At 39.0% G+C, this 26,534-nt stretch carries 17 protein-coding genes; 2 read left to right on the forward strand and 15 right to left on the reverse strand.

All coding sequences use genetic code 11. The annotated features are described in order from the left end of the window. Nucleotides 1-9: 9 nt before the first annotated feature. On the reverse strand, nt 10-3,162 hold the full coding sequence (locus ACVWYG_RS00300; protein WP_457268121.1) for a SusC/RagA family TonB-linked outer membrane protein: 3,153 nt from the start codon (nt 3,160-3,162) through the stop codon (nt 10-12). Between the two features lie 205 nt (nt 3,163-3,367). On the opposite strand from ACVWYG_RS00300, the gene ACVWYG_RS00305 reads away from it, so the two are divergent. Both ACVWYG_RS00305 and ACVWYG_RS00310 read left to right on the forward strand, forming a co-directional pair. Then, nucleotides 3,368-4,240: an AraC family transcriptional regulator gene (locus ACVWYG_RS00305; protein WP_457268122.1), complete on the forward strand. Its 873-nt coding sequence runs from the start codon at nt 3,368-3,370 to the stop codon at nt 4,238-4,240. Between the two features lie 399 nt (nt 4,241-4,639). After that, nucleotides 4,640-5,425, forward strand: a complete 786-nt coding sequence (locus ACVWYG_RS00310) for a response regulator transcription factor (RefSeq protein ID WP_457268123.1) — start codon at nt 4,640-4,642, stop codon at nt 5,423-5,425. A gap of 170 nt (nt 5,426-5,595) precedes the next feature. On the opposite strand, the gene ACVWYG_RS00315 is transcribed toward ACVWYG_RS00310, so the two are convergent. The 14 genes from ACVWYG_RS00315 to ACVWYG_RS00380 form a co-directional block, all read right to left on the reverse strand. Then, entirely contained in the window at nt 5,596-7,338 is a 1,743-nt protein-coding gene (locus ACVWYG_RS00315; RefSeq protein WP_457268124.1) for an eCIS core domain-containing protein, read from the reverse strand. 357 nt (nt 7,339-7,695) lie between these two features. Continuing rightward, on the reverse strand, nt 7,696-8,301 hold the full coding sequence (locus ACVWYG_RS00320) for a hypothetical protein (RefSeq protein ID WP_457268125.1): 606 nt from the start codon (nt 8,299-8,301) through the stop codon (nt 7,696-7,698). Nucleotides 8,302-8,363: 62 nt separating this feature from the next. After that, the gene (locus ACVWYG_RS00325) at nt 8,364-9,914 is read right to left on the reverse strand and encodes an eCIS core domain-containing protein (RefSeq protein WP_457268126.1); all 1,551 of its coding nucleotides are present in this window, start codon (nt 9,912-9,914) and stop codon (nt 8,364-8,366) included. A 32-nt stretch (nt 9,915-9,946) separates the two neighbouring features. Then, nucleotides 9,947-10,603, reverse strand: a complete 657-nt coding sequence (locus ACVWYG_RS00330; RefSeq protein ID WP_457268127.1) for a tetratricopeptide repeat protein — start codon at nt 10,601-10,603, stop codon at nt 9,947-9,949. Nucleotides 10,604-10,639: 36 nt separating this feature from the next. Beyond that, nucleotides 10,640-11,401, reverse strand: a complete 762-nt coding sequence (locus tag ACVWYG_RS00335) for a CHAP domain-containing protein (protein WP_457268128.1) — start codon at nt 11,399-11,401, stop codon at nt 10,640-10,642. 172 nt (nt 11,402-11,573) lie between these two features. Beyond that, nucleotides 11,574-12,941 (reverse strand): ATP-binding protein, encoded by a 1,368-nt coding sequence (locus ACVWYG_RS00340; protein WP_457268129.1) that lies wholly within the window; start codon nt 12,939-12,941, stop codon nt 11,574-11,576. Beyond that, nucleotides 12,935-14,356: a contractile injection system tape measure protein gene (locus ACVWYG_RS00345; RefSeq protein ID WP_457268130.1), complete on the reverse strand. Its 1,422-nt coding sequence runs from the start codon at nt 14,354-14,356 to the stop codon at nt 12,935-12,937. The genes ACVWYG_RS00340 and ACVWYG_RS00345 overlap by 7 nt, the downstream gene beginning before the upstream one ends. 42 nt (nt 14,357-14,398) lie before the next feature. Further along, complete coding sequence (locus tag ACVWYG_RS00350) at nt 14,399-17,251, reverse strand: hypothetical protein (RefSeq protein WP_457268131.1); 2,853 nt, start codon at nt 17,249-17,251, stop codon at nt 14,399-14,401. A gap of 5 nt (nt 17,252-17,256) precedes the next feature. Next, nucleotides 17,257-19,878 carry a hypothetical protein gene (locus ACVWYG_RS00355; RefSeq protein ID WP_457268132.1) on the reverse strand — a complete coding sequence of 874 codons (2,622 nt, stop codon included), beginning with the start codon at nt 19,876-19,878 and terminating at the stop codon, nt 17,257-17,259. A gap of 3 nt (nt 19,879-19,881) precedes the next feature. Further along, on the reverse strand, nt 19,882-23,118 hold the full coding sequence (locus ACVWYG_RS00360) for a baseplate J/gp47 family protein (RefSeq protein WP_457268133.1): 3,237 nt from the start codon (nt 23,116-23,118) through the stop codon (nt 19,882-19,884). Further along, nucleotides 23,115-23,546 (reverse strand): GPW/gp25 family protein, encoded by a 432-nt coding sequence (locus ACVWYG_RS00365; RefSeq protein WP_457268134.1) that lies wholly within the window; start codon nt 23,544-23,546, stop codon nt 23,115-23,117. The genes ACVWYG_RS00360 and ACVWYG_RS00365 overlap by 4 nt, the downstream gene beginning before the upstream one ends. Nucleotides 23,547-23,671: 125 nt before the next feature. Further along, nucleotides 23,672-23,923, reverse strand: a complete 252-nt coding sequence (locus tag ACVWYG_RS00370) for a hypothetical protein (protein WP_457268135.1) — start codon at nt 23,921-23,923, stop codon at nt 23,672-23,674. Between the two features lies 1 nt (nt 23,924). Beyond that, on the reverse strand, nt 23,925-25,811 hold the full coding sequence (gene vgrG, locus ACVWYG_RS00375) for a type VI secretion system tip protein VgrG (protein ID WP_457268136.1): 1,887 nt from the start codon (nt 25,809-25,811) through the stop codon (nt 23,925-23,927). Between the two features lie 12 nt (nt 25,812-25,823). After that, on the reverse strand, nt 25,824-26,534 hold the full coding sequence (locus ACVWYG_RS00380; protein ID WP_457268137.1) for a CIS tube protein: 711 nt from the start codon (nt 26,532-26,534) through the stop codon (nt 25,824-25,826).

The following is a 26,534-nucleotide window of genomic DNA, read 5'->3' on the forward strand; positions in this document are numbered from 1 at the left end:
TTTATATAATTAGAATTCCGCGTTAATTCCAAATGTTATTATTCTAGGCGATGGATATCTTCCCAAATCTACATTGGTTAAAAATACGTTTTGATTTTGTTGTCCAACTTCTGGATCGAGCCCTTTGTAACCTGTTATAACAAACAGATTTTGTGCACTCGCATACACTTTAAAGCTGCTAAGTTTAATTTTATTAACCCATTTACTTGGAACATTATATCCTAAACGTACGTTTTGAATTCTTAAAAAAGAGGCGCTTTCTAAAAACCGGGTTGACATGTTTAGGTTGGAGTTAACACCACCCTTGGGGGCCGGAATATTAGAATTTGGATTAGTAGGCGTCCAGTAATTGGATGCTTCAGCAAGTTGATTTACATACAATCCATTTAATCCTTCAAGTGAATAATTTAAAAAATTAAGCACTTTACCACCGTAAGAACCATAAACAAATACAGATAAGTCAAAATCTTTATACTTAAAGGTGTTAGTTAAGCCATAGGTAAACTTAGGGTTTGGATCGCCAATAGGACCTAAATCCTTCGAATCAATCACTCCATCACCGTTGGTATCTTCGTACTGTATATCACCTAAAGATGTAGACCCTGCTGTTCCCGGCGTATTGCTAATGGGCTGACCAAACTGTATAGGGGCGGCAGTTAGCTGATCGGCAGTTCTAAATATGTCTTTTACCTTATAACCATAAAACTCGCCAATTGGGCCACCAACTATTGTTTGTGTTACTGGAGTGCTTAAAAAGCCTGAGGTGATATTCTTTGTGATAGAACTGTTGTTATACGTAGAGACTACCTTATTTACATATTGAGAAAATGTTACCGTAGTATTCCAATTAAAATTAGTAGAAATAATATTTCTCGAATTAATGCTGAATTCAATACCCTTGTTACTCACTTCTCCACCATTAACATACGGCGCGCCAATGCCTCCAAGATAGCTCTGATCCGAACCAAGACCAACCAAATACTGTGGTAAAGGCGCTTGGAATAAAAAGTTTTTAGATGTTTTGTTGTACCAGTCGAATGAAGCATCTACCCTGTTAAACAAGGTAAAATCTAAACCTATATCGGTTTGGATGGAAGTTTGCCAAGTAAGCAATGGATTTGGATATTTATCAATGTTAAAACCTGTGCCTAATCCGGTTATGGTTGGATTAAGAGCCGCTCCATACTGATATCCCGGTACGTTTTGATTACCCACTTGACCATACCCAACTCGTAATTTTACATTCGTAGCGATTTTTTTAACACCATCCATAAACGCTTCATTAGAAATAGTCCATCCAATAGCTGCAGCCGGAAAATAGCCAGTTTGTCTTCCAGGTGCAAAATTAGATGATTTATCAGATCTCACCGTTGCAGTTAAGCTGTATCTGTTGTCATAATCATATATTCCACGAATGTAAAACGATTGAAGTGCGTTTGAGGACTTGTACTCTCCGATAGTAGGAATTTTAGCACCGCCTAAATTAAGTGTAGGAACATCATTTGTTAAAAATGTATCTGTACCCGCATTTATACTGTTATAATTCCCTTGATTCAATTCATAACCTAAAGTTCCACTAACTCTATGTTTGGTACCAAAAGTATGGTTGTAAGAAAAATATTCTTTCCAGTTATAACCTAAGCCTTGCTCGGTTCTTCTACTTAACTTTGCTATCGGATTACCATAAACATTAGCCGGATTTATTGGATCTACCACCGTAAATGATGGATTAAATAATGTACTGTTAGAGAAATTATTATAGCCACCAATTTCTGATCTCAACGTTAAATCTTTGTAGATTTTTATATCACTGTAAAAATTCGCATTAACGCTGTTACGAGTCAAGGCATTTGTTGTTAATAATGCCAACGCAACCGGACTAATCAGTGCACCACTTCCGTACGAAGCCGGAGCAACTGTATAACTTCCATCTGCGTTGCTGGCTGCTTGATCCGGAGCGTTTAATAATGCGGAGTAAACAATACCGCCATTGTCGCTTGCTCCTTGATTCTCATCAGTACGGTTTAAAGTCATACTTGCGCCTAGTTTGAACCAATCGCTTAATTTTCCTTCTACATTAGTACGAAAAGAGTAACGCTTAAAGTTTGAACCTATAATGGTACCATCTTGTTTAAGGAAACCACCAGATATATAATAGTTCATATTTTCATTACCACCAGTCATAGAGAGGTTGTTATTAATCATTGGTGCAGACCTGAACACTGCTTTTTGCCAGTTTTCTCCATCACCGAGCAAAGTCGGATCTGCAAATTCACCTCTGCGACCTACTCCGGTCACATCTGCCAAAACATTTTCGATATTGGCATACTGCCGAAGATTACTCATTTTGAGAAATTTTCCTTGCTGCTGAATCCCATAATACCCATCATAGTTTAAATGCGCACCACCATTTTTACCTTTTTTGGTGGTGATAATGATAACCCCATTTGAACCACGGCTACCATATATAGCTGTTGCAGATGCATCTTTTAAAACATCAATAGTTAAAATGTCATTAGGGTTAAGATAACTCAAAGGACTTACGGCATTCTCTCCATTGTTTTGATTTTGCCCGGTATAGGCAGCGCCGTCAATATAAACTCCATCAACTACATAAAGAGGTTCATTAGAACCAGAAAGAGAAGTGATTCCCCGAATATGTACTGAGGCGGCACTACCTGGCGCGCCTGTACCATTGGTAACCGTAACACCCGCAGCCTTACCCTGAATCAATTGGTCGACACTTGTTTGTGGAATATTTTCAATATCCTTCGCTGTTACCGACGAGATTGAACCATTTACGTCCTCACGTTTCTGTGAGCCATACCCAATTACGACAACATCGTTTAAACCGTTGTTGGATAAATTAAGCTTAGCCGTTACAAAACTTTTATTTGTGATACTTACCTCTACGGGCTTCATGCCCGTAAAACTTACGACAAGTGTTATGGTTGCACTAGGAACAGAAAAAGTAAATTGCCCGTCCTGGTTAGAGATAGTTGCGATGTTTGTTCCTTTGGCTTTTATGGAAGCACCAGGTAAAGCCGAATTAGTCTCATCAACAACTTTACCGCTGATAACACGTGTTTGCGCCATTACATTTAGCCCGAAAAAGAAAATCATTAGAACACCGAAAACTACCGAAAAGTAGAATGTTTTCATATTTGACATATTTGGTTATTTAATAAAACAAACATATCGCTAAAACTGGCTTTATTTTAATACTTTTATACCAAATTACACTCAAATATAACCATCTTGTCAGTCAATTAATTTCTGAGACACCTTTTAGCCGTTTTTGGTGTAATACTATTATAACATAAGTTACTGATTTTGTTATAAAAATAATGGATAAACTAATTATAAAATGAACAATATCACAAAAGAAATTACTCCGCTTACCCCAAGCGACTGTTTTACTCTTTTTTCAAGAAAGAAAAAGGGCTTCGACTTTCCATTACATTATCATGAGGAGTATGAGTTAAATCTTATATTAAATGCCAAAGGTGCGAAAAGAATTGTGGGAGATCACATCGAAGAAATAGACTCGCTAGAATTGGTATTAGTGGGGCCAAATCTGTGCCATGCCTGGTTTACCCACTTATGCGAAACCGAAGACATTACAGAAATAACCATACAATTCCATCAAGATTTATTTGATGATGCACTCCTTAAAAAAAATCAGCTCAGCTTTATACGCAACATGTTTATTCAGGCTCAGAAAGGAATTCTGTTTTCTCAAGAAACCATAAATAGCGTAAAAAATCGGATAAAAGCACTGGCCAAAAAGCAAGGTTTTGATTCTGTGTTAGAGTTACTCTCGATCTTGCACGATTTGTCTATTTCTAGAAATATGCGCACTTTATCTGATGCTGGTTTTAACAACGACCAGTTTAATTATAGCAGTCGCCGCATTGAAAAAGCGTTTGCCTATCTAAACGATAATTATAGTAAACAGGTGACTTTGATGGAAGTTGCAAAATTAGTAGGAATGCCAGAAGCCTCTTTCAGCAGATTTATTAAAAAGCGTACAGGAAATTCATTTATAGACAGTCTAAATGAAATTAGATTGGGGCACGCAAGTCGACTGCTGATTGATACTACGGCAACCGTTGCAGAAATCGCCTACAATTGCGGATTTAATAACATCTCGAATTTTAATAGGATTTTTAAAAAGAAAAAGGCTTGTACGCCAAAAGATTTCAGGCTTAGTTTTTCCGGGACTCGAATTTTCATCTAATTAAATGGCTTACAACAACTAGCTATCTAGCAAATTAACTTTATAAGGTAATCACCTTCCAAATTACACAATTGATTTTGTGCCGTTCCATTTGTTCGATTTATACTGACTTTTAAGTAAAAAAGCGAAATTTCATCTCAATAAAGCTGCGAATTAAAATTAATTTGTAAATTTAACTACTTGTTTAAAAGAGCATTACAGACTTTTTAGACTTGAGCTTCAGCTTATTTTTTTGTCTGGTAATTTGCATTGTCATTTTGATAATTGTATAAGCAAATAGGGATTTGAATTTTATCCACTGATTTAAAAATACAGCTTATTTGCACGATAGAAAGAATTAAGGATACCACAAAAATGAATTGAAAGGAAGTACAGAAAACCTTGTAAAAGCGAAATCTTATGAAAGTCGTTAACACCTCATTTTATTTTGATTTTTTAAAACAATCTCAAAATAGACACCTAATCGAATCACTTAAAGTACCAGAACTTCTAACACAGTTTGGCCGCGAATCTTATAACTATAGTATATTTGGCTCTGTATTTTATCTTACGAATTTTGTTGAGAATGCAAATTTCTTCAGCAACCAAAATGCAAATAGGTTTTTAGGCTACTGTCTTGAAGACTTACTCAAAACGGATGGTTCCTTTTTAAATGAACTTAGACACACAGAAGATCTTCAGGTGTTCAACGAACAGATTTTTCCAGACCAAATGGCTTTTCTTGAAAGGCACAAAGACGAAACAAACGTAGAATATTCGTTCACTACAAACTTTCGGATTAAAAATTCTAGTAATGATTGGTCTTATGTCGTGCAGAGAACCGTTTATATTTTTAGCAGATTCTATAGAATGCCCATAGCTTCGCTTAATTGGATTACAGATGTAACCAATTTTAAAAACGATGCTAAAATTAACCACTTAATTGAATCATTCGATGGTATAAATGAAAGAATAGTGGTAGAGCTGAAGTGCTATTTTCTAAAAAAAACTCAAGAGATTCTTAGCAAACGCGAAGTCGATGTGCTAAAATTGGCAAGTATTGGGATGGCAAGTAGAGAAATTGCCAATCAGCTAAATATCAGTATACATACAATCAACAACCATCGAAGGAATATGTTGGAGCGTTGTAATTGTAAAAATATTTTGCAACTGGTTGATATAGCCGTTAAAAGCGGCGTATTATAGTTCCTGTTTGTTTACAGAAGAGAGTTGATAAGACTTCATTTTAAGGGCACAAGCATGGTCATAGGGACAACAAATTATCAAGTGAATGTGCGATTCTAGTTTTCAATCCTGATAAACTAACAGCTAATAAAGCGCTTACTTCCTCTTTTTCTTAGCAATAAGCAATTGTGTTACCAGGTGTCTCTTGGCGATTCTGGCGCAGTTACCGTACCAGTTGGGCCTGCCCAATTAATTTGCTCATCCCAATTCCACCACATATATTGAGGTTCCATTCCGCAGAAACTAAATGCAGGGTGACTTGCAAACTTCCCAAAGGATGCTTTATCCATCGTATTGTACATCCATACTTGAATCGTTGCTGTCTGTGCTGCGCAGTCGATGGCATCTACCGTCACATATAGCCCAAAAGATCCTATAGAACAGGTATAGAGTCCAAAGCTTTGAATCGCTGGACCCGGAATCATAGTACCTACATACAATATAAAAGCGCTTTTACAAGTTTCGGGATCTGTACCGGGCGGACTGGAAACCCATTTAGGAAAAGAATTTGGATCCGTCACTGGTGGTTTTGTCATTCCAGGCCGCCAGCTGGTATCTGTCCTATGAGTTGCCGCCCAATTGGCGCAATTTGATGTTATATCTGCTTTTATTGAAATCAAACCATCTATTACAGGTTGCCAAGACCTAACGATGTTGGTATAATTATCACTTTCTGGCATATTCCAGAGTGTAGGATCTGAGAATGGCGAAAAAAACTCATTTAGTACTGAGCCAACTGTGGTACGCTGAATTGATTCTTTTTTTTGGATAGGGGATGATCCTCCTTGTTGAAGGGTGTGCGTGAGCTCATGAGCAAGCAAGAATTTTCCATCCTTTGTTTCTGGTCGATATTGCCCTTGGTTAAAATAAATGTCGTTGCCAACAGTAAAGGCGTGTGCATTAAGCGTTTGACTTAACTGAACTGCATTTGCATCGGTGTGGATATTTACGCCAGAGAAATCGCTTCCGAAACGTTCCGACATGAACGATCTAGTCTGATTGTCCATTGTCGAGCCTCCGCCTCGAGAAGACTGAATCGATTGGGATACGTCATCGCTAGTTTGCGATAGAGATCCTCCAGATTTTGTTTGGATAAATGGCGTGATGGCATTCAATAAAGGTTTTCGCTGAGCTTGCTCCTCTTCTTCGCAATGTGCGCATTTTCGTTGAAGAAAATTTAAGGCGGGGCTTTTAGAAGAATCGATTAGCTTTGGTTGCAAAAATGGAAGCGGTCGCCAATTCCGAAAACCTGCATCAAAATCGAAAATCGGAATGGACGCAACAAAAGACGAGGTGTTCAAATCCCTATCTGTAATTTCCCACCAAGTTGGGTTATCTGCTTTTAATTGAGCATCAATAAAAAATGGCGCAGTCAGGTTTGCAGCCTTTGCAGATAAATCGCCATCAAAACCTAAGCGATTAAAAAAAATTTTATTAAAATTCCAAACTTCAAGCGCCGAGTCGCTGTCCCAAAGATGCAGCACATTTCTTTTAAAAAACGGCTGCCTCATACTTAAAAAATTAGGGGCGGTGAGCTGAAGACTGAGCTCTTTGGCATTAAAAGTTTTATCGGCTTGTTGGCTTAAAGATTCTTGAGCAGTTGGCGTTTTAGTGGACTCATCTCTCTGAACTTGAGATCCGCCTTGGCTGTAGGGTTGCTGTGAGAGCGACCGTTCGAACATGCCCACAACCCGTTCCGCCGTGTCATCCGCTTCTTTTTCTAGCGGATCGTCCGGCGAACCAACTGTTAACTTGGCTTGAAAATATACCTGATTCCAAGTTTTAGCCGGTGCGATTTCGCTTTCTTGCGCCTGTTTTATGGGTAGAGGAACTTGAGCAGGCAAAATGGGTTGGGGTGTTACAATTCTATTCACAACAGACGAAATTTAGATGATGAGGACGCTCGTAACGAACACAAACCAGCAAGGCTTTTTCCTATCTTTAATGAAAGTAAGAGCGCCGTAAACACATCAGTAGAATTTTAATATTGATTAAAAATCTTCCTAGTTATGAGGTGAGGCTATAGCTTTCTGAATTCGTTGACCTCACCGCATGATTTCCCTTTAAATTCTGTGGGTCGAGCATCCACTTTTCTGTCAGGTAATTCATTAGACCATATAGAAAAAAATCACTGTCATTTTAACAATTAATTTGTTTCGACAATGCTCTGTGCGAAAAGACTTGCCTTTCCGGTTTGTCTTTCTAATTCATTGCAACTTAAATTTCCGTCTTTATTGCCGACTTAATTTGAGCGCTTCTTTTAGACGTTCAATTTCCAAATCTCTGTCAGAAAAAGTGTCGTGATATTTAACAGAAATACCGCTTATCTTACCAATATAAAAAGCTGCAGCATCCTTTACTCTATATTTTAAATTATTACCGATCGTAGCTTCTTGACTACCCTCATAAAAAAACATTTGTGAATTCGTTAATAGGTCTATCAAATAAGGGATTGCTTTTCTCCTAGTTACCATCAAATGACTTCCTAAAATTCCAAAATCAGTAATTTTATTTTGCTCAGAAAAATACATAAATCCCCACAAATTGCCTGCTAGACGATAATTTTTAGCATTATCTCCGGTGATGAACAATGCTTTTGAATAAATGTAAGCAAGTGTATCTTCTAATGCTTTTGGTGGATAGTCTTTTTGTTTTGCAAATAATACCTCTGAAGCCAATAAACGCGCGTAATCATCACAGTCATTTTTAGAAACAATTTCTAATAGACTATAACTATTTCTGCCATCATCCCAAAGAGAATCAACTAAACTATGATCCCCAGACTGAAAAAGTTTGCTATAACTGGCATCAATAAATTGATCAGCAAGGTGGTTCATTTTGGTCATACCAGATCAGATTAATTAATTTAATGTAAACATAATGTTTAATTGATTTCATTTTAAGCACTTTCATTACGTAGCGAAATTAAATCTGACAAAGTTATCTTCATGACTGTACCAGTAAGCATACCATCAACAATCTTGATTTGAGCCAGTCTTTCGCCACTAGCAGCGGTAGCTCCACCAAAGATAATTTGAACTCTTGTTCCTGGAGGAATAGACCTTACAACTCTTGACATTGTTTGGATCGGAGCTTCTTCCGCCTCACTAATCGCTGAAGTGGTTACCTTTACATCCACAATTGGCAAATCAACGGTATCCGCACCTGTAGAGTCTTTTGCCGTATTCCAAATACCGGCAGCGGTCATAAAAGTTTTTGAGGGAACCCCTTGCGATATTGGAGAAAGTGGTACAAGTGTGTGAACTCCTGCAGCATCTGTTCGCCAACCCCACTGTACGGAACCATAGTAAGTACCAACCTGAACACCTTTTGTCGCAAGCGCTGTTGTCTCAAAAATTTGTGACGAATTTTTTGAAGAACCTGCTATGCGAGGACTGTCGATCAAAGTGGCAGCTTTTGCAGGAGGCGTAAGTGAACTGTTATTCCAACCAAGTTGGCCCCAACCTGCACTTGTACTTGCATCGCTTAAGGAAAGACTTGGCTGGGTTTTTACAGCATAAATGGGATTGTTGTAGGCATCTGCTCTGTCAACCATTGTACCTTTTTCACTTCCAGTAGTGATAGCTCTTTTTTCCCGGTTCGGGTTTCCATCAATAAATGGATGTGTTCCTGCTACAGTTGATTGAGCGGTTTGTGTCAGCCCGATTAACTCAGCATCTACTTTTGCATTAGGGGTAAATTTCAATGTAATATCAGCTCCTCTTACGCCTACAGCCGCAGGATACGCTGTGCCATTCGCTTCATCCTGTTTTAAAACATAAGGGCTTGCATCCCACTCTCCTCCCCAAGTATTAATAGTACGTTGTATTCTTCTCGCTGCCAAACCGACACTTCCGCCCTGCTGCACAGTATGCGTCAACTCGTGAGCTAATAAACGTTTGCCATCATCAGAATTAGGACTGTATTTTCCTTCATTAAAATAAATATCATTCCCTACTGTAAATGCCTTTGCGTTTAAGTCAAGATTCATTTGCACGGCTTCATTATCTGTATGTATTTTCACATTACTAAAATCGTTACCAAATCTGCTTTGCATAAAAGATTGGGTATGGCTATCCATAAAATCACCCGTTCCTTTAGCTGCATTTATGCGATTGCTGACTGAATCCGACGCAACGAAACCTCCCTGACCTGTGGTGCTAGGAATAAAAGACGCAAGGAATTTGCGCTGCACTTTATTTTCATGCTCCTCACAACTTGCGCACTTGCGCTGCGCAAATAAAATATCAGGCATCCGCATCACTTTATCTGCCATGGCATCTGCTTCATGTTCCATAGGATCGTTGGGCGAACCAACAGTTAATTTAGCTTGAAGAAACACATTCTCTCGTTCAGATACAGTGTTAGAGGCACCAATTCCCCAATGTTGTTTTTGCTCAACACTTCTCATCGCTGCCGTTTTAGTAGACATATCTATTCTCGCTTCCATAAGCTAATGATTAAATAAGTTCAATCTTATCATTAATTGCCCTCAGATGCGGATCTCCCCGCCCGGAAAGAGCTAATTTTTTTGTTTGCAAGCGATATGTTCAACTCTACAGCTGTACTTTTGACTGGTAAGACTTTGGCTTTTTCTTGGATAAGCTTTAATTTCTCCAATGCCGCGGTATCTGTAGGCTGCGCTGAAACGACTTGAATTTGTTTCTTAAGCGCCGTAGACACTAAAATGCTTTTTTTTAACTCAGCAATCTTCGAGGAATTTTGTGTTTCTGGTGGCAATGATATAATGGTCTGTTCTGCTTGCTTGTTGTTACCTATGGCATATTGGGCGTTCGCAATATCCGCCACAACCTCTGGGTTTTTTACCCCTTTATCTTTTAGGGCGTCGATGGTATTTTCTATTGCTTGTTTGTTCTCTGGACTTGGGTTTTTCGCATAGGCCTCCGTTTTGGTTTCGATGCTGGCACCAAGACTTTCTACATTAAATTTCTGTATCGACGGCCAAACAAGCAAAATTGCAGCAATCCCAAAAAAAAGTGCAATTGGTTTAATGCTCCTTCGTTGTGCAACCAATATACATAAGATAATCAGTGCTACAATAAACAGTAAACTTCCGCAAAAAAGGGAAATAACTTCGTAAAGTTTTAATCCGTCGAATAATTTTTCAAATACTGTCAATTTATTTTTCTTAATAATGAATCGTTAAATATTTTTCTACTTTACTCTTGCATATCCCAGCAACTTGTCCATTCGGGTCTTCACATAGCTAAACCCTGCAACATTTGCCGCCTTGTTTCCTTCTATAGTGTATAAAAAACCGTCCTGCACGTGGTGTACTATACCAATATGCCCATGATAAGAGGGTAAGGAAACCCGCCACCATGCTACCAAATCACCGGGTTCAGGTGTCAATCCGTCTGTTGTACCGGAAAATGTTTCCCCCTTCTTTTTCAATTGATCGAAGACATTTCTAGCGCCTGCTGTATAGTTAAATCCCATTGCATTTTTATTGCCACCTGCAGATTCAAAGAAACACCAGCTTACAAAAGCGGCGCACCAAGAATTCCCTTCGGCAACTCCCGAAGGAGCAAAGTATTTTCTCACAAACGGACCTCTATTATTCCCACCAATTTCGCCAGCACCCGCAATTAATTCATTTATTGCGGCTTGCAGTGCACCTCTGCCTAAAGCGCTTCCACCCATCGAGGTTGGAGGCATCGTTTTATAATCTATTACGCCACTAGATACGGTAACACGCGGATTTTTTAAAGCCCACCAAGTAATGTCGCCCACAGCCCCATCTACTTTTAGGGGTATTCCATGCTTATCTAGATGGCTCGCTTGAAAAGCGCGAACTGCATTGTAGGTTTCTGTGCCAAACGATGAATCGACCGTGATGTTGTAATCTAATTCGCGAAGAGTTTCTTGTAATTCTTTAACTGAGGCGCCATTGGCACCTTTTTTTAATGGTTCCATAATTTAAAAAAAGTTGAAGTTTAGAATGAATTTGCGATTGTAGTTAAGAAGTTTTACGCTTGGAGTACTGCGCAAACCAAAAGCAGGTTAGAAGCGGTTTCGATTTAGCGATAGATAAGCTTTAATAGAGAAATTGTGGAATGTTTGTACCCCGAAGTGTCCCTTTAAAAAATTAAACCGTTTTCCCTTCTTTCCTAAATTCCTTTTTAATCCCTTCCAGAATGTCTTTTTCCCGAATAATATTTTCTTTGCGATGAAGCGCCATGAGCGATGCATACTGCACCACGTTCAAAATAGACCCGCCAGCGAGTTCGTATCTATTAGCCAATTGGTCCAGATCGAAACCATGTTCTAGTGCGGTGTGTTTACTAAAAGTATTTCGCCAAAGCAGCGATCGCTCCTTCCCCTTGGGCACTGGAAAATGAACAATAGATTGCAAACGCCTTCCAAATGCTTCGTCGACGTTGTTTCGCATATTTGAGCTCAGAATTACCAAACCATTATAATCTTCTAAACGCTGCAACAGATAGGCGATCTCTTGATTGGCATACTTATCGTGTGCGTCTGAAATTGAAGTCCTCTTGCCAAATAATGCGTCGGCTTCGTCAAAAAATAGGATCCAATTTTTGTGTTCGGCTTTTGAAAACACCTTTTCTAGGTTTTTTTCAGTTTCACCGATGTACTTTGAGATGACCATAGATAGATCTACTCTATAAACATCTAAACCAGCTAATTTGCCAAAGAGCGCTGCAGTGAAGGTTTTACCAGTTCCCGGTGGACCGTGAAACAACACCTTATAACCTGGTTTCAACGTTTTTTTCATTCCCCATGTTTCCATAAGCGTGTGTCTATGTTCCAGCCAAATTTTTATTTCGTTTAGCTGTTGCATCGTGTGGCGGTCCAACACCAAATTGTCCCAAGCAAGTGGAGTTTCTATCCGCTTTGCCGGAAAACCCATACTAAAACTGGGCTTTCGCACATTTCCACCAGTAAATAAGTCTATGTATTCTTCGTTAATTAGCAACTGACCACTTAAAAATGGTTCGTTTACGGGGGCTTGGGCCAACCATAAAATTTGATGTTTTTTAAACAAATGATCGGTTTCAAAAAGCTGCATTGTTTTAAATCGCTTTCCCAAATCTGTCCCAGCCAATAAAAATGCCGCAGTTTCTCCTGTTGGTAAAAATCCACTGAAAGCAGTGCCCTTCAATCCACCAAAAACGGTAAACCCGACGCTATTTGTTGCTGGCTTCGTTAAAAACACATCTAACTTTTGTGGAAATACATGTGGAAGAAGCGCAAGCATCATCAACAATCGCTCAGAAAAGGATAGCCTATAAAACATGATAAATTCAGAGAAAACCGAATCGCCATTTAGCGCTGGTGGCGTAATTTCCGTTATATCCTTAAAATCAGTAGATTCATTTAAAAATAAGCTTAATCTGATTTGAACCACTTGATCAAACCAAGCGATTTCTTCAACCAAATCTTTTGCATTTGATAAATACGGATGATGCTCTAAAACTTCTACAGCTACCATTCTACGTGTATTATTTCTTCAAGCCAAGGCAATTTAATTGTGCCAATACTCCAAGGCAACTTGTCTAACAATACATCAACAGCACCCCGTTCAACTTGTACAAACCAAGCGCTGTCTTTTTGAGAAATTTTACCTTCTCGCATAAAAAACGTTTGCTGTAACGCTTCTACGCTCGATCCTTTTAGCGCAGTCCAATGATTAACGACCGTAGCTAAAAGATTTCTTGATTCATCCCGTTCTTTTCTACTCGGCTTTATCCTGTTTGGCAAAAACGCCTCGGGATGTAGGCCAACCAAAATTTTGTTAAAAGGCATTTCCCATTCTTGGTAATTTTTGCTTCCGCATTGTAGGTAATACAATAAAACTGCAGCGCGTTGCTGTTTTCTTACCGACACAAATTCCATGTTCCGGTTTATCAATCTCAGCGCTGAAAAAAAGGTGCTCAAAAATGGATGTAGAAGCACAAGGCCAGCATTTCCAATATATAAACTTTCAATTTTTTTATCGGACTTTGCTAATTTGTTTTGAATGGATTTAGATTCTTCTCTATTTGCTTGCGTTAACAGCACTGAATAGTCACCTTTAAATCCTGCTTTTGTCATTCTTTTTTTCAACACATCTAAAGACATATGAGTAGTATTCTGCATTGAGACTAAGAAATGCTCAAAAAAATCGGTATCCGTATTCGCTGCGAAACTGAAGGCAAATAGTTTTTGAGAAAATGATTTTTCCGATGTACCAAACACCTCGATTAGTTGATTTCGCCGCTCTTGTATAGCATCGATATTTGATTGAATTTCTGCTTTCACCTGACCGATGAGGTTGATCAGTCCAAGGAGATCTTGTGCAGACATACCTTCTGTAAATCTGCTTATTGCTTGGCTGGCAAAAAAAGAAGATAGCTCCTTTATTTTCTTTAATAACTGAACAACAAAATCCTTCCGTTCCTCTTCTTCCAAAGCCAAAAAGCATTTTGAAAAAATATCTTTACTTGGATTTCTATACCACCACGGATACCGACCAAATTCCACTAAGTAAAATAACGCCGCTATCTGCTGGCTTTTTTTTGTGCCATAACTTATTGGCGATTCATTGCTTGTCGATAGATGGCCAAAAAGATCGTTGAACTGACTTTTTACGTCAGATGGGTTTTCACATCCTTGATTTGGACGCTCATTGATTTGCTTCGCCAGGTTGATGTTGATCTTCTCTTCTACAAGAATTAAAAACTGTTTCTTTAATTCTTCTGCGGTTAATGTCCCTAAATCAACCCGAATTGAGGATAAGTTTAGGTAGATCTCAGGTTGATTCGTCTTCGAAAAGATACGCTCATATACGGTAGGCAAATCATTAGCTATAATTTCCTTCAGCCAATGGTTGCAATCAAACGCAACTTTTTCAGTATTGCAATGCAACTTAATTTTTTGGTGTCTGATAACAATATCATCATCCACGCCCTAGCGATTAAACTTTAATCCCCTAACCACCACATTGGCCTTGTCTAGTGTTTTAGCAGCAGTTAATTTTACGCTCGCATCGCTTATCAAACCAAAACCAGCTTGAACTTGAGATAAAGCAGCTCCTACTTCCAGAGAATTAGCCGCATCGTTTGCAATCTCTGGTTTAGAGAGCGCATCGACTACCACTCCCGCATTTTTTAAGTATTCTTGTTCCGCATTTACTCTTTCGGGGGTGCCTACTGCAACCAATTGTAATTTATCTTGAGCGTCCTTCAAAGCGCTCATCTGGTCTAAAATACCCAAACCTTTTACACCCGGAACCGTAATTTTACTAGGCACGAGTACTTTAGAAAACAAATCGGAATTGTCATTTAAACGCGTATTGAATCCATCTAATTTACTATTTACAACTTTAAGCCCATCATCAATTCCCTGGGCAACTTTCACGTTTATCTTGCTGTCTAAATCGGTATCCTTTATATAAGAGACGAGCTTAGAGTCGAATTTTGTCAGATAAGTCGGAATAGGCTCAAAAACACGATCAATAGGAAATAGCGGGATTTTTGGGGTATTTGGCGGTAACGGAAAAGGTAGGGGCGTATATATTGGCGGATTAACTATAACATCTTTGTCTATACTGGCGTATGGAAGCATGAAGTCGGCAACAACTTTTTTGTCGTCGGCAGTGTAAACTAAAACAAAGGTTCCACCACGCAAAACACCACCAGCATGCTCTAAACCAGGGTTTTCCTTCATAAAATTGCCCAACATCAACCCTGTTTTCTTTTTGATGATGGTATCTTGGTAGATGCCGGAAATTACGTCGGTTTTCCTTAGTAAATCTGAATTCAAAATAAAATCATGTGGAATTGCTGTATTCGAAAAAGTAAATTGTTTGGTTTGGGCTTTTACATTGCTCGCCGCCGTCATGATATTTGTTACCGCAGAGCGATATTTTCCATAATCAAATTTGGCATCGCCAATATCTACCGCGTTGTCGTACACGTTTTGCCGAGCAGTCTTAAATTCTGATGCCGGAATGTTGGTTGTTGTGGCATCAGTAACTTTTACCAAGTCGTCATTGACCGAATCGGCATCATCCATCCTATCGAAAAAAGTACTTTTGATAGATTTCTCATACATATACAAGTGCGGAAAAAACCATGGTCTTGGTGGGATGGTTTCTATTTTCTTTTCTACCTGGACAGAAATGATGTTAATTGGTAAATTATTGTCTAGAATAATTTTATTCAAAGCTGCCTCAACATCAGACAATATAAATCCTATATGTCCCTCTACCCTGAAAAAGTTATATTTTAAAATGTTATAATTAAAAGGCGTAAGCACCGAACCATCCTTAGTATAGGCAAACGCATTGTAAGAAAGCAGTTGGTTCTCTTTTCGACGTTTGTTCGCCTCAAAATTCCAATAAAGGTTTACCGGAAAGTTGGCGTCAAAAGCATAGTAAAAGGGGATACTCCGCTGACCCAAAGGGGCATCTTCAAAAAGACTTGGTGTTATTTTTAAACCTACGCTAACATTTCGCAGATTATCGGAGGTAGGCACTTTGAAATTTGTAACCATACAATGAATGCGCATAAAATTAAATCTCGTCACTTTATCTGCATCATTGTTGTTATTCAAAATAGGCGATTCGTAAAAATGATGCCGATATTCTAAAGCAACATCAACTTTAGTAAACCTCTGTGTCAATAGCTTAAAATTAAATCGCAGCGTGCTCATTTTAAGAAAACTGGCATTTAATAAACTTTTTGTTGGAGCAACATCTGTTAATGGAACGGCTAACGTGGGCGAAATATTGATACCGTTAGGACTTACAAGAATCGGACGCGTCAATTTTGCTTCTCTTACTGAACCCAATAAAACGTGCTTTGGGAAAAGGTCTACCTCAGGATCGGCAAGCATATCATCTACAAACAAGCTCTCCTTTAACTCATTATAGGCATAACCCAAATCTCTCACATAATCAAATAAATACTGACTATAAAAACCGTTATCCACATCGAATTGAGCCTTAAACAAATTTACCCATGCAGCGGTTGGATCGCCATTTGGAAAATCTTGGTCCACAATAGGCTTACATACTTGATAGGCTTTGTTCAGTTTTGTTTCTAGATCAGCCCTTATTGATAGCGCATTGTGGAAAGAACCATTGAGTTCTGCATACGTATCTAAATCTGTATTGACCAATACACGTGGGATGTTCAAATCTTCGATGGAGAAATAGTCTGTATTTGATTTTGGTAGGCTTTGAGGCAAAGCACCAATGTTGTTTTTGTGTATAAGCAATACTTTCAATTCTTTCATTGCAGTAACACCCTTATTGTCACAATCCTCCCCAGTGCATAAATCGGGATCGTTATTGTACGATTCCAAATATAAAATTCCGATGTAATCTTGCAATAAAGTACCGGTATTTGTTTCTAATGAGGCAAGATCTTTTCCAATAGGCGCGCCCACTTGCCTACTATCAATAAGCTGAAACATAGGTAGGATCTGCTCACTATCATTTAAAAAATAAGGATATTTTGCGTTCAAATCTTCAAACACCTCGAACTGATCAAATTCTTGGTCGTTATCAAAAACAAGCAAATCGCCATCTGTTGTAATGGCCGTGCCGCTAGAAAGTACCAAATGGCTGTTGTCTACCATCCCAATTTCCAGCCCATAAACAATACCAACTCCAATTGCTTTGGTCCGCGTCAATTTTGTTTGCACATCAAGGTAGTTAAACAAATCGTTCAGCTGATCTGCCGTTAGTACCTGGTCGTTTTCGAAAATAGTAAAACGCGTGTTGTCTTTACTAATTTGGTTAAGCACGTTTCCCATAATGGTTATGTTTTTAGAGTTCCCAGTGCATTTTGATTGAGCATAAACAGTGTTCGTTCTTCGTTACTGCTGCAATCCTCTAGCTTTGCTACTGGATAAATTGATTTTAAGGAGGTTAAAATAGTTACAAACTCGAGCAATCTCGTGTTGCCCTCGTCTGCTACTTTCACAGACTTTACATCGAGCCAGTGTTTATAAGCATTTTGAAAGTTGATAAGTTGTTCGTTTCCAACCCAACATATCTTTACAAAAGTGTGTGCAGGAGCCTCCATTCTGATGGTGCGCTCCGCATATTGTCTAAATGCAATATTTAAAAAACGAGGTGCGTAGGCTGGCAGAACGACGCTGATTCTAAATGAATATGGATCAGTATCCATACAATTTCTACAACCATCGTCCACACATATAGGCAAAAACCCTTCTACAGAACCTTCTCCAGCTTCTGAACCACTGGTAGCCATTGTTATGGTTTGTGGAGGTAAAAGCAACATATGTTCAACCAAAAATAAGCCTTCCTCTGCCCTCTTCTTGGTTACGAGCTCAATTAATTTCTGCTGATCTAAGCTTGCGTGCGCCATAGTGGAGTAAAGTTGAGCGCTGCTGCCGGTTAGGTTATCCCCGTTGCGCACCTGGAAAGAAAAAGTACCATCTCCATTCGCCACAACATAAAAGTTTTCTGTTTGATAGAGGAGACTGAGGGTTTTATCCAGGGCAAAACCAGCTGCTTCTTGGCTTGGAAATTTCTCAGTTCCCTGCAGCAAAATCATGCCACTTCTATACTCTTTGATGGTATACCAATACTGAGGATTTCCAGAAGAATTTAAATCTTGAAGAATTTCGGTTTGGAGATTTACCAAATCTCGTCTATTCAAATTTTCGATTCCCAGCAAAGCCTCAAGTCTTTTTTCGAGGCCACTCACATTGCCGGTGTCCCAGGTTTCGTCTTTTTGGCCATAATTGTAAGCGCAAAATCTATTTGAACTGTACTGTGGATAGTTTTTTAGGAAATTGGCTTTATCGAAGACAATCTCCTCCGGACTTACCGCAGAAGGAATAATCACCTCTTTTGGATTGGAGGTAAAACCAGAATAAAGCACATTCACATATTCCGAAAACGACTCAGAAAACCGAGCCAGCAAATGGTCTAAAAACAGGTTGCGGCGTCTGTAAAAAGTCGCGCGGTCTTCTACGGCAATGCTTACTTTTTCATCAATGCTTGCAGAATCTAGAAAGATGTCTTTAGCGCCAACAAAACTTTCAACCGCACTTGCAAAATAGGTATTGTGCTGTACATCTGTAGAAAAGAGATTGCCCAGATTTGCAAGTTGCGAGAAAGAATTCTGTAAATGCTGATCGAAAAAATACAAGTAAGCCTGTAACTGTTTCGCCTGGGCAACTCTCTCGGCAGATGCATTTTGCGGCAAACCCCAATGGCTCACACCATAATTTTTTGGAAAATGATTTTGAATGGAATAGTAGTTTCCTACATCTCTAAAAGCACCAACAGGAAAAGTAATGTCATCTGTTTGGACAGCCTCGTTTACATTCAAATAATTGTCCATCAATCGAGAAAACCTCTGTTCAATGATGTTCATATCGGGCCGTAACGGAATTCCATTTTTATAAACCAGTATATTAGACGCGAGAATATTAACCACTGGTTGCCTACCGCTTGCCACCGCAATAACCCATTTGTTGGCAAGTGCTTGCGTTTGATCGGCTGCGTTAAAGACAATGTCTAGAATATTTTCTATACCCGGCACGTCGAGCATTTGTTGCATAATGTCCGATAGATGAATTTCGCCCTTTAAATCGGTATTAAATAGCTCTTCTTCTTTAATAAAGCCATGGTTAAGCAATGGCCCTTCAAAGATCACATCGGCAGTATAACCTTCCTCAATCAGTTGTTTTAGCGCATAGAATTTGATAATTGGGGTCAGGTAATTCTGAATGTTAAAAAACATTTGTGCCACTGCATCAAAAGGATCTGCATTTGGATCTAATTCAATTTCGGTGCAAAGACGGAAATCTTGTCTTTCAATTTCAGCGACATTCAAAAAATCCTCACAAAGATTTCTATTGTCTGCCAAAACGGCGCGTACCATTTGCCTTATTTGATTTTTATTAGCTTCAACCACTGTCAAATCGAACTCTATCAACACATCATAATATCCTGATACGTCGACTATTGTCCATCTAGCAGTTGCAGGCTCACTTATTTGAAGTTTTTTGCGAGTGACGTCTGCATAAATTTCGATGTGTCGCTTTTGAAGCCAAGCATTTTTAACACCTTTAACATCAATAATGATTTTTCGGAAGTCATTTATGGTTGTCGCTTTGTTGGGAAATATTTTTGCTGCCGAAAAAAACTGCTTTAAAATGTTTTCTTTAGCATTTTTGGGGGTTGCAAGCAAATCGGGAATGCTGTTACTTGCCCGATAGCTGAAATCAGTTAGTGTATAACATAACAATTCTAAAATGGCAATACCAGGATCATGAACATTGTAATCCGTCCAGTTATTAGACCCTGTTTGTTCAATAATTTCTATACCTGCGGTCCGAAGCGCTTCATAGTCAAGCGCATCATTTTCTGGTTTTTTTGAAGAAATTGTTAATGACTCAGACATTTGTTAGGCTTTGGTTAATAGTTGACCTAAATATTTTGTAGATTTCATAACAGTAAACGAAGTTTTTGGCGCTTCTGTTGTTATAGAATGCGTTGGATAGGAAACGAGTATTGATGCAGGATTGGATGCCTCGGCAACTTCTACATTCGGACCAAACTCCATGGTGTTAAGCGAGCATTTAAAAAGTGATAAACTGATTAAATAATCAACATATTCTAAATCTTCTAAAAACTTAATCACCATCGATTTCGTAATTTTCCCACCAAAATATAGGTCACTGTTTCCGTTATTTATCCATGGAGATAAAAACTCTTGAAGTTTTAAATTCATCACGTTCTGATAATAATTAAATTCGTAGCCTTTTTTCAGCTTTAGTGCAACTGCTATTTTTACGGCTTCGTAGGTTGGATTAACCACATCGAAATTAACCCATGCCGAAGCGTGATTGCTTAGCAAAACTTTCACTTCTTCGAGTGTATTTTTATCAACTTTTGGCTTAAATAAATCAGTCGCATTTTGATTGGTCAAATCTGGCACAACCACAATAAGGGTATTTCCCGGCGCATAAAAAGAATCTCTATTTGCATGGTTGATGCATTTGACTTTATGGATTTTTGAAAAATGCGCTAAAATAAGTCGCTCATAATCCCAAATGGCAATTGCCCGTTCCTTGTGGCGTAAACGTTCACTCACACGCGTATAGTATGATGCATCTTCTTCTGCAACAGCGCCTCCAAAAGAAGCATAGGGTTGTGTAATTTTTTTAATTTGGGCAAGTCCAAGCTGAAGTTTGCTAATGCTGTTTGCAGGAAGCACTTTGAGCAGCCTGCTTGGATCATTTCCTTGATCATAGAAAACAACCGCAGCCGCATTTGCCTGTACATCTATTAAATTACAAACACTATCTGTATCTTTTTTGACCGAAGCCTTAACCCACAGAAAATCAACAGGGAGTAGTGTGTTGCTTGTCGTCGCTTCTTTAGGAACAATTATTTTAACAATACCACTTGTTAATAATCCGTTTGTGGTATCAAACACCAAATCATCTTGGCTAAGTACTTTCCAGTAATTATCGCAAAGTACTGCCCATTCTACGTTTATTTTTGACTTCTCGGGGTTCGCACTTCCTTCAACCACCTGAAATAAAATACTTGCGGTATCTTGTGCCTTCAAATCGCTCAAACCTATTAAAAGTTCTCCCTCTGCAGTATATTGTGGTAAAAGTTTTATTGACCCATTGGTTAAAAAAGTTTGTCGGCTTCTGGTGTAAGCATGTTCTCGCGCTTGACCAAATGCTCCGTATTGAAAGAACTCAATTTCCTGATCTATGTAGTCATTTAAAGAAGTTCGATTAAAGTTGATTTTAGCAGTGATCGCCTTGTAATTGAGAGAAATACTTTGTATTTCGGGAGCAAATGGTTCTGCAGGAACTTTAAGTAACCCACCATTTAAACTGTACCTTAAGATCTCAGCCGTATACTTTTCTCTATAATCTTTAAATAAAAAACTACGATTTAAGGTAAGCTGTAATTGCCCCTTGCGAATTTCTCTGTAAAGGTTTAAAATGAGTTGCAATTTGGGTTGGTAAAGCTCGAAAGTACTGGCTCTTTTAGCCTTCAGGATGTTTGCCTTTTGTTGTACTGTCGAAAATCCGGGTACCAAAAAAGACATTTTAACGCTTTCTGTCTGCGCAACAGATTGTCCGGGATTTACGTAAAATGGCGCGTAAACCTTTGCGAAAATGTACACAGGAAAAAGCACGGCATAATCTGGGTTCTCAAAGCCCCAGGTAGTTTGCAGCTGTGCGTTACTATCGTTAAATAATTTTATCGATTGATAGCTTTTATTCCACGAAAAACCATCTTTGAAAGATGCTGAAGCCGTAAAATAGGCATTATCAATGTTAGTGTTATTGTAATTGGTGAAATATGCTTTTAAATTCCCTGACGGAATATTTTTCCAGTTTACATCCAGCGAGAAGCTTTTGAGTCTCTTGGAAAATGTTTCATCGTTTAACACGTAGAAATTGGAATTCTCTTCTGCTAAAGGGCCAAATGGCAAAAATGGCTTTTTCGGGTTTAGCGTACCAAAATCATTTTCTAAACCCAGCGATTGAATGCCTTTCACTTCTACTTCAATCATTGCATCGATCAGTTCTGCTTGCAGCAAATCCCTATAACCAAAATCCGATTTTTCATTATTCAGCAGCACTTGAAGTATAGGATTTACGGTTTCGAAATTCCCGCTATGGGTAGGACCATCATAACCAATTACAGCAGGTTCATCCTTCCCAATCGTACATGAAAATTTTAGTGAATAATTTAAATTGTCAGCCGATGTGATTGTGGCTGAGGTAAGTTTCGGACCAATCCATCCCTTCTCCCCTGTTATGCTAATATTAAAAAGATTGCTCGTGAGCAAGGCATTCTTCGCGGCGGCTCTCAAACCCCTTAGACTAAGGTAAACCGTTATTGTTCGATTTCCTTCTTTCATTTTTAGCGCCGCACTGGCTAAGCAAAAACCTACCTGCGCCAGAGGCATATTTCCATTGCCGAAACCACTCCATTTTGGATTGGCAGGGTCTAAAGCAGCTCCCAAGCCATCTTTAGAATTGGCAATTGGGGCTTGAAAAATAGCGTTGCCATTATTCGGATTGGCATAAATAGACTTTAATTGGGAAACTTTAGAATGGTTGACAATAATAGCGTCTTGTAGTTGATAAATGATTTCCTTCTTCGCATCGTCTTTTCCTGCCAAAAGCTTCGCACCAGCTGTAAGTAGTGTGTTTTCTGTGTTTTTCTTAAGTTCAAAAAATACATGTGCCTGATCTGCTTTGGCCGGCTTGTTGTTGAGCCTTAAAACTTCATGATAATAAAAATCTAAATGGCGCTTGCTTAGATTGTTCATCAGCGTTTTTGGTTTATCCATAAGCTCAATAAACGCATTCCATAAACTTAGATGAGCAGGCAAGGATGCCTGACCAGCCATTTTCTGGATTTCTTCGATCGGCATTTCAAAAAAACTTTCCCAGGTGCCGTTTTTAATTAGTTTTCCCGCTACAGGATCAACCTCATAAAACTTTACCTGTTTGGCAACCTGCTGAACGAAACTGTAGTAATCCGCCTTAGTACGTTCATCAACAAGTACTTTCGCCGGATCTAACAATGCAGGTTTGCGCTGTTGCTGCGTCTGACCGTCACGTTTTAAAATAACCTTATAATCTATGGCTTTGGCGCTCATGCAGATTTGTTATTGGCCTCGTTAAGATAAAATGGATATACCAAATTGAAACGGTTGTTGGTATTGATGACTTCGTAGTTTACAGATATATCGATCCTTCCCTCGCTGATAAAATCATCCAGTAAATCCACCATCAACAGCTTTATTCTCGGTTCAAATAACAGAATAGCAGTTTTAACCGTAATTTTAATACTGGTTTCGGTAGAACTACTCATCGCTTCGAATACATAATTCTCTAAATTACACCCGTATAATGGTTGTAAAAAGCGCTCACCGATGGTGGTCGATAAAAGTATCTCTAAACTTTTATTTATGTCTTCTTCGTCAGAAGTGAGTAACAGCCCATTAGTTCTTTTAGAAAAAGTCGGAGGAAAACTCCAACCAGTTCCCAAAAAAGAGCGTTCAACTATGTTCATTTGCTCTTCCATTTATACTGATTTTATAATCTTAATTATATAAAACAATTATTTGATATTAAACAATTTAAATAAAATATATAAACAATCACATCAGTTAAATATTTGATTTAAAAATTATGCTAACCTATTTAAGATTAGACTATTCTTACCTTCGCGTTGTAGGTATTGCCGTTGTCCAAACTAGTCTTAATTTCGAAAGCTTCTGAATGTGCTTTCAAATGCTTTATAACTCCTTCGGCGATCGCCAAACACAAGAGGGTCATTTGCTTATTCGCATCGGGAGCAGATTTTCCCATTATTTGTGGATAATAGCTGTTAAAGGCGTCTTGAATGGCTTCTGCCATACTTCCGGAAAGCGACGAAGGGGTACCTGGAATTAATGCCATATTATCCTGTTTTAACTTTTAAAGAGAGCAAACTTGGTGTAGCGGGTGGCATTGGCGGAACGGGCGGAGCCGGAGTTACCGGCAAACCCAATGCTGTTTCGCCAGGATGCATGTGTGTGGCATAGATGTTTACCAATTGATTTAGGTAGCTAAGCAACGCATCACCATAAACTAAGGGATGAGTTGCACCATCTACCAATTCTATTTGAGGTGCTTCTACCACCACTTTAGTAATTGCCTTTAGGTTTAGTATACCTGCATTAATGGCCATATGAATCATATTTCCATTGCTGTCTTGGATGGTAATGTTAGAAGGATCCGTAGTGATTCTGCTTCCGTTTTCGTCTTCTACACTAAATCCCTTTTTATCATCACTTAAAAATAATTTGTTTCCGGCAGGCGTCGTGAACGATGTCTCTTTAATTTTATCATCAAACATCATCGCTAATTTTTCCCTAGAAGTATATCCCTTTTGATCATTATGGTTGGTTGGCGCTATGGGAGATGGCTTGTTTGAGCTGTGCAGCATGCCCAAAATAATAGGCTGACGAGGGTCATCGTATAAAAAACCAAGTACGACCTCATCGCCAATCTCTGGGCGGAAAAACAGGCCGCGTTGGTCTCCGGCGTCAGCCAATGACGTTCTCGCCCAAACTCCATCGTCATCAGCATTTATAAATGGCATTTTAACGCGAACACGATCTTCTCCCTCCGGATCTTCATTGTCAGTAACCAATCCCGTATGCAAGCCATTTACGCCAGGAAGTAATCCGCCTGTTTTCGGCGCAACAGCTTTATTTTCTTCCCCTTCTAAAAACCATCTTGGGCTGTTGCCAAACTGGATGTAGGTTTTCCAACCTATTGAACCATTATATTCCTGGCGAACGCCACTTACAAATGCTTTGCCATTAAAATGGCTTCCCAAGCCGTTCAACATTATAACGTCTCCAGGGTCGATGGATGCGTTGCCTTGAATTTTTACCGTGCCTCGTATCTTTGACAATCTGGACTTTAATAGTTCAGCATCTGCCCAGCTTTGTAATTCTTGCGCATCTAACGCGCCACCGTGGCTTAAAAAAGACGCCTCGGGCCCGGCTACAGCCGAAAGGTCTCTGGCAACAAGCGTCCCTTGTTCTTCTAAGGCAGCGGGTGCATTGGCCGTAGTTTGAACCATTTCTTGGTCGGCCATGCTCCATGCCTTTGCCACTACAGACGCAAATTGGTTCCTGCTATCCATTTCTGCATCAAGCTCCAAAATGTTGATCCCATAGTCTAAAGTAAGTTTAATATCGTCCTCAACCTTAGGCTTTTTTATCAAAACACTTCCATTATTTGTTAAGATTACATTCCCGTTGGCTTCGACACGGCTTAACATAAAATCCCAATCGGTGGAGTTATATTGTACCATTTCCTTATGAACGAAACTGGTTGATTCGACATCTGAATCGTCAAACCCTGCATCACTTAATATTTCGGCCAATATATCCGAATCAGAGAGGTTGTGGAAATAAGCATTGTTTCTACCAAGAGTGGTTTTTATAGCCTTGTGCCTGCACTCTACTGTAAGCAACGATGCCATACCAACGCGTATCTTGATGGATTGCTTAATGACAATACCAGTAAAAATATTCTTACTGGAGTTTGCATCTCCAGCATCGATAGAAATTTGATTGCCCGGAAGAAAAAGCGTTCCGTCAGTCAGTGCAAAGTGGCCACTGGCAGCGTCTCCATCTTGAATGACCAAAATAGCCGAGGAGATTTTATTAACTATTTTGCTCACATAGGCTCCCTGAAGATGGATAGAATAGGGAATTTCAATACCTTCTACGCTAATTTTAAATTCGGCTACCGTCTCTACTTCTGTCGGAATTGCATCTGTTACTGCCATTTTAATTTTTTGTCAACTTTTCCCGAATGGCGGAAATACCAATTTCTGACCCGGTATTAAATCCCTAAAATTAGTGAGTTTATTCACTTTGGCTACTTCGAGGTAATACTTGACGTCTCCGTAAATTTTATACACCATCGCCGGTAACGTATCTCCTTCTTTTACAACTCTTACATGGGTGAGATCGGCAGAATGTTTGTTGTTTTCCTTCTCAATCTCCTCTTTAGTTCTATTTTCTGTAAAGGTAGCGGTAATGACTGCACGCAGGGGTTTCCCATCCTTATCAAATAACTTATATTGGATGTTGGCAGTCTTTAGAACACAATCAAAAGCCGACTGGTTTGCCCGATACCATACTAAGCCGGGCCATAATATTTTAAGAAACCGGGTTCTATGACTTTCGCCATCAAAGCTAGTGGTTTCATAAAATTCGATAATTTTCTTTTTAACATCGAGCGGAACCCCTGTGGAATTTGTACCATCCAAGAAAAACTTCAACGTAACCTCAAAAGGGGAAGTGCCCAAAAAAGTACCGGCATTTCCTGTTTTTCCATTGGCAGAACTGTCATCAAATAAAACCGAGTAATTCAGCGTAATTTCATCCGGGTTAATGAAAGCAGCAAATGTCTTTTCAGATGCCCCTGCGCGCTCAATCTTTTCCCAAGACTCAATTTTTAGTTTGTCAGCAGGTAACAAAGGGTTCAAAACATCCAAAAGGCTCAT

This window comes from Pedobacter sp. UYEF25 (genome assembly GCF_054061655.1).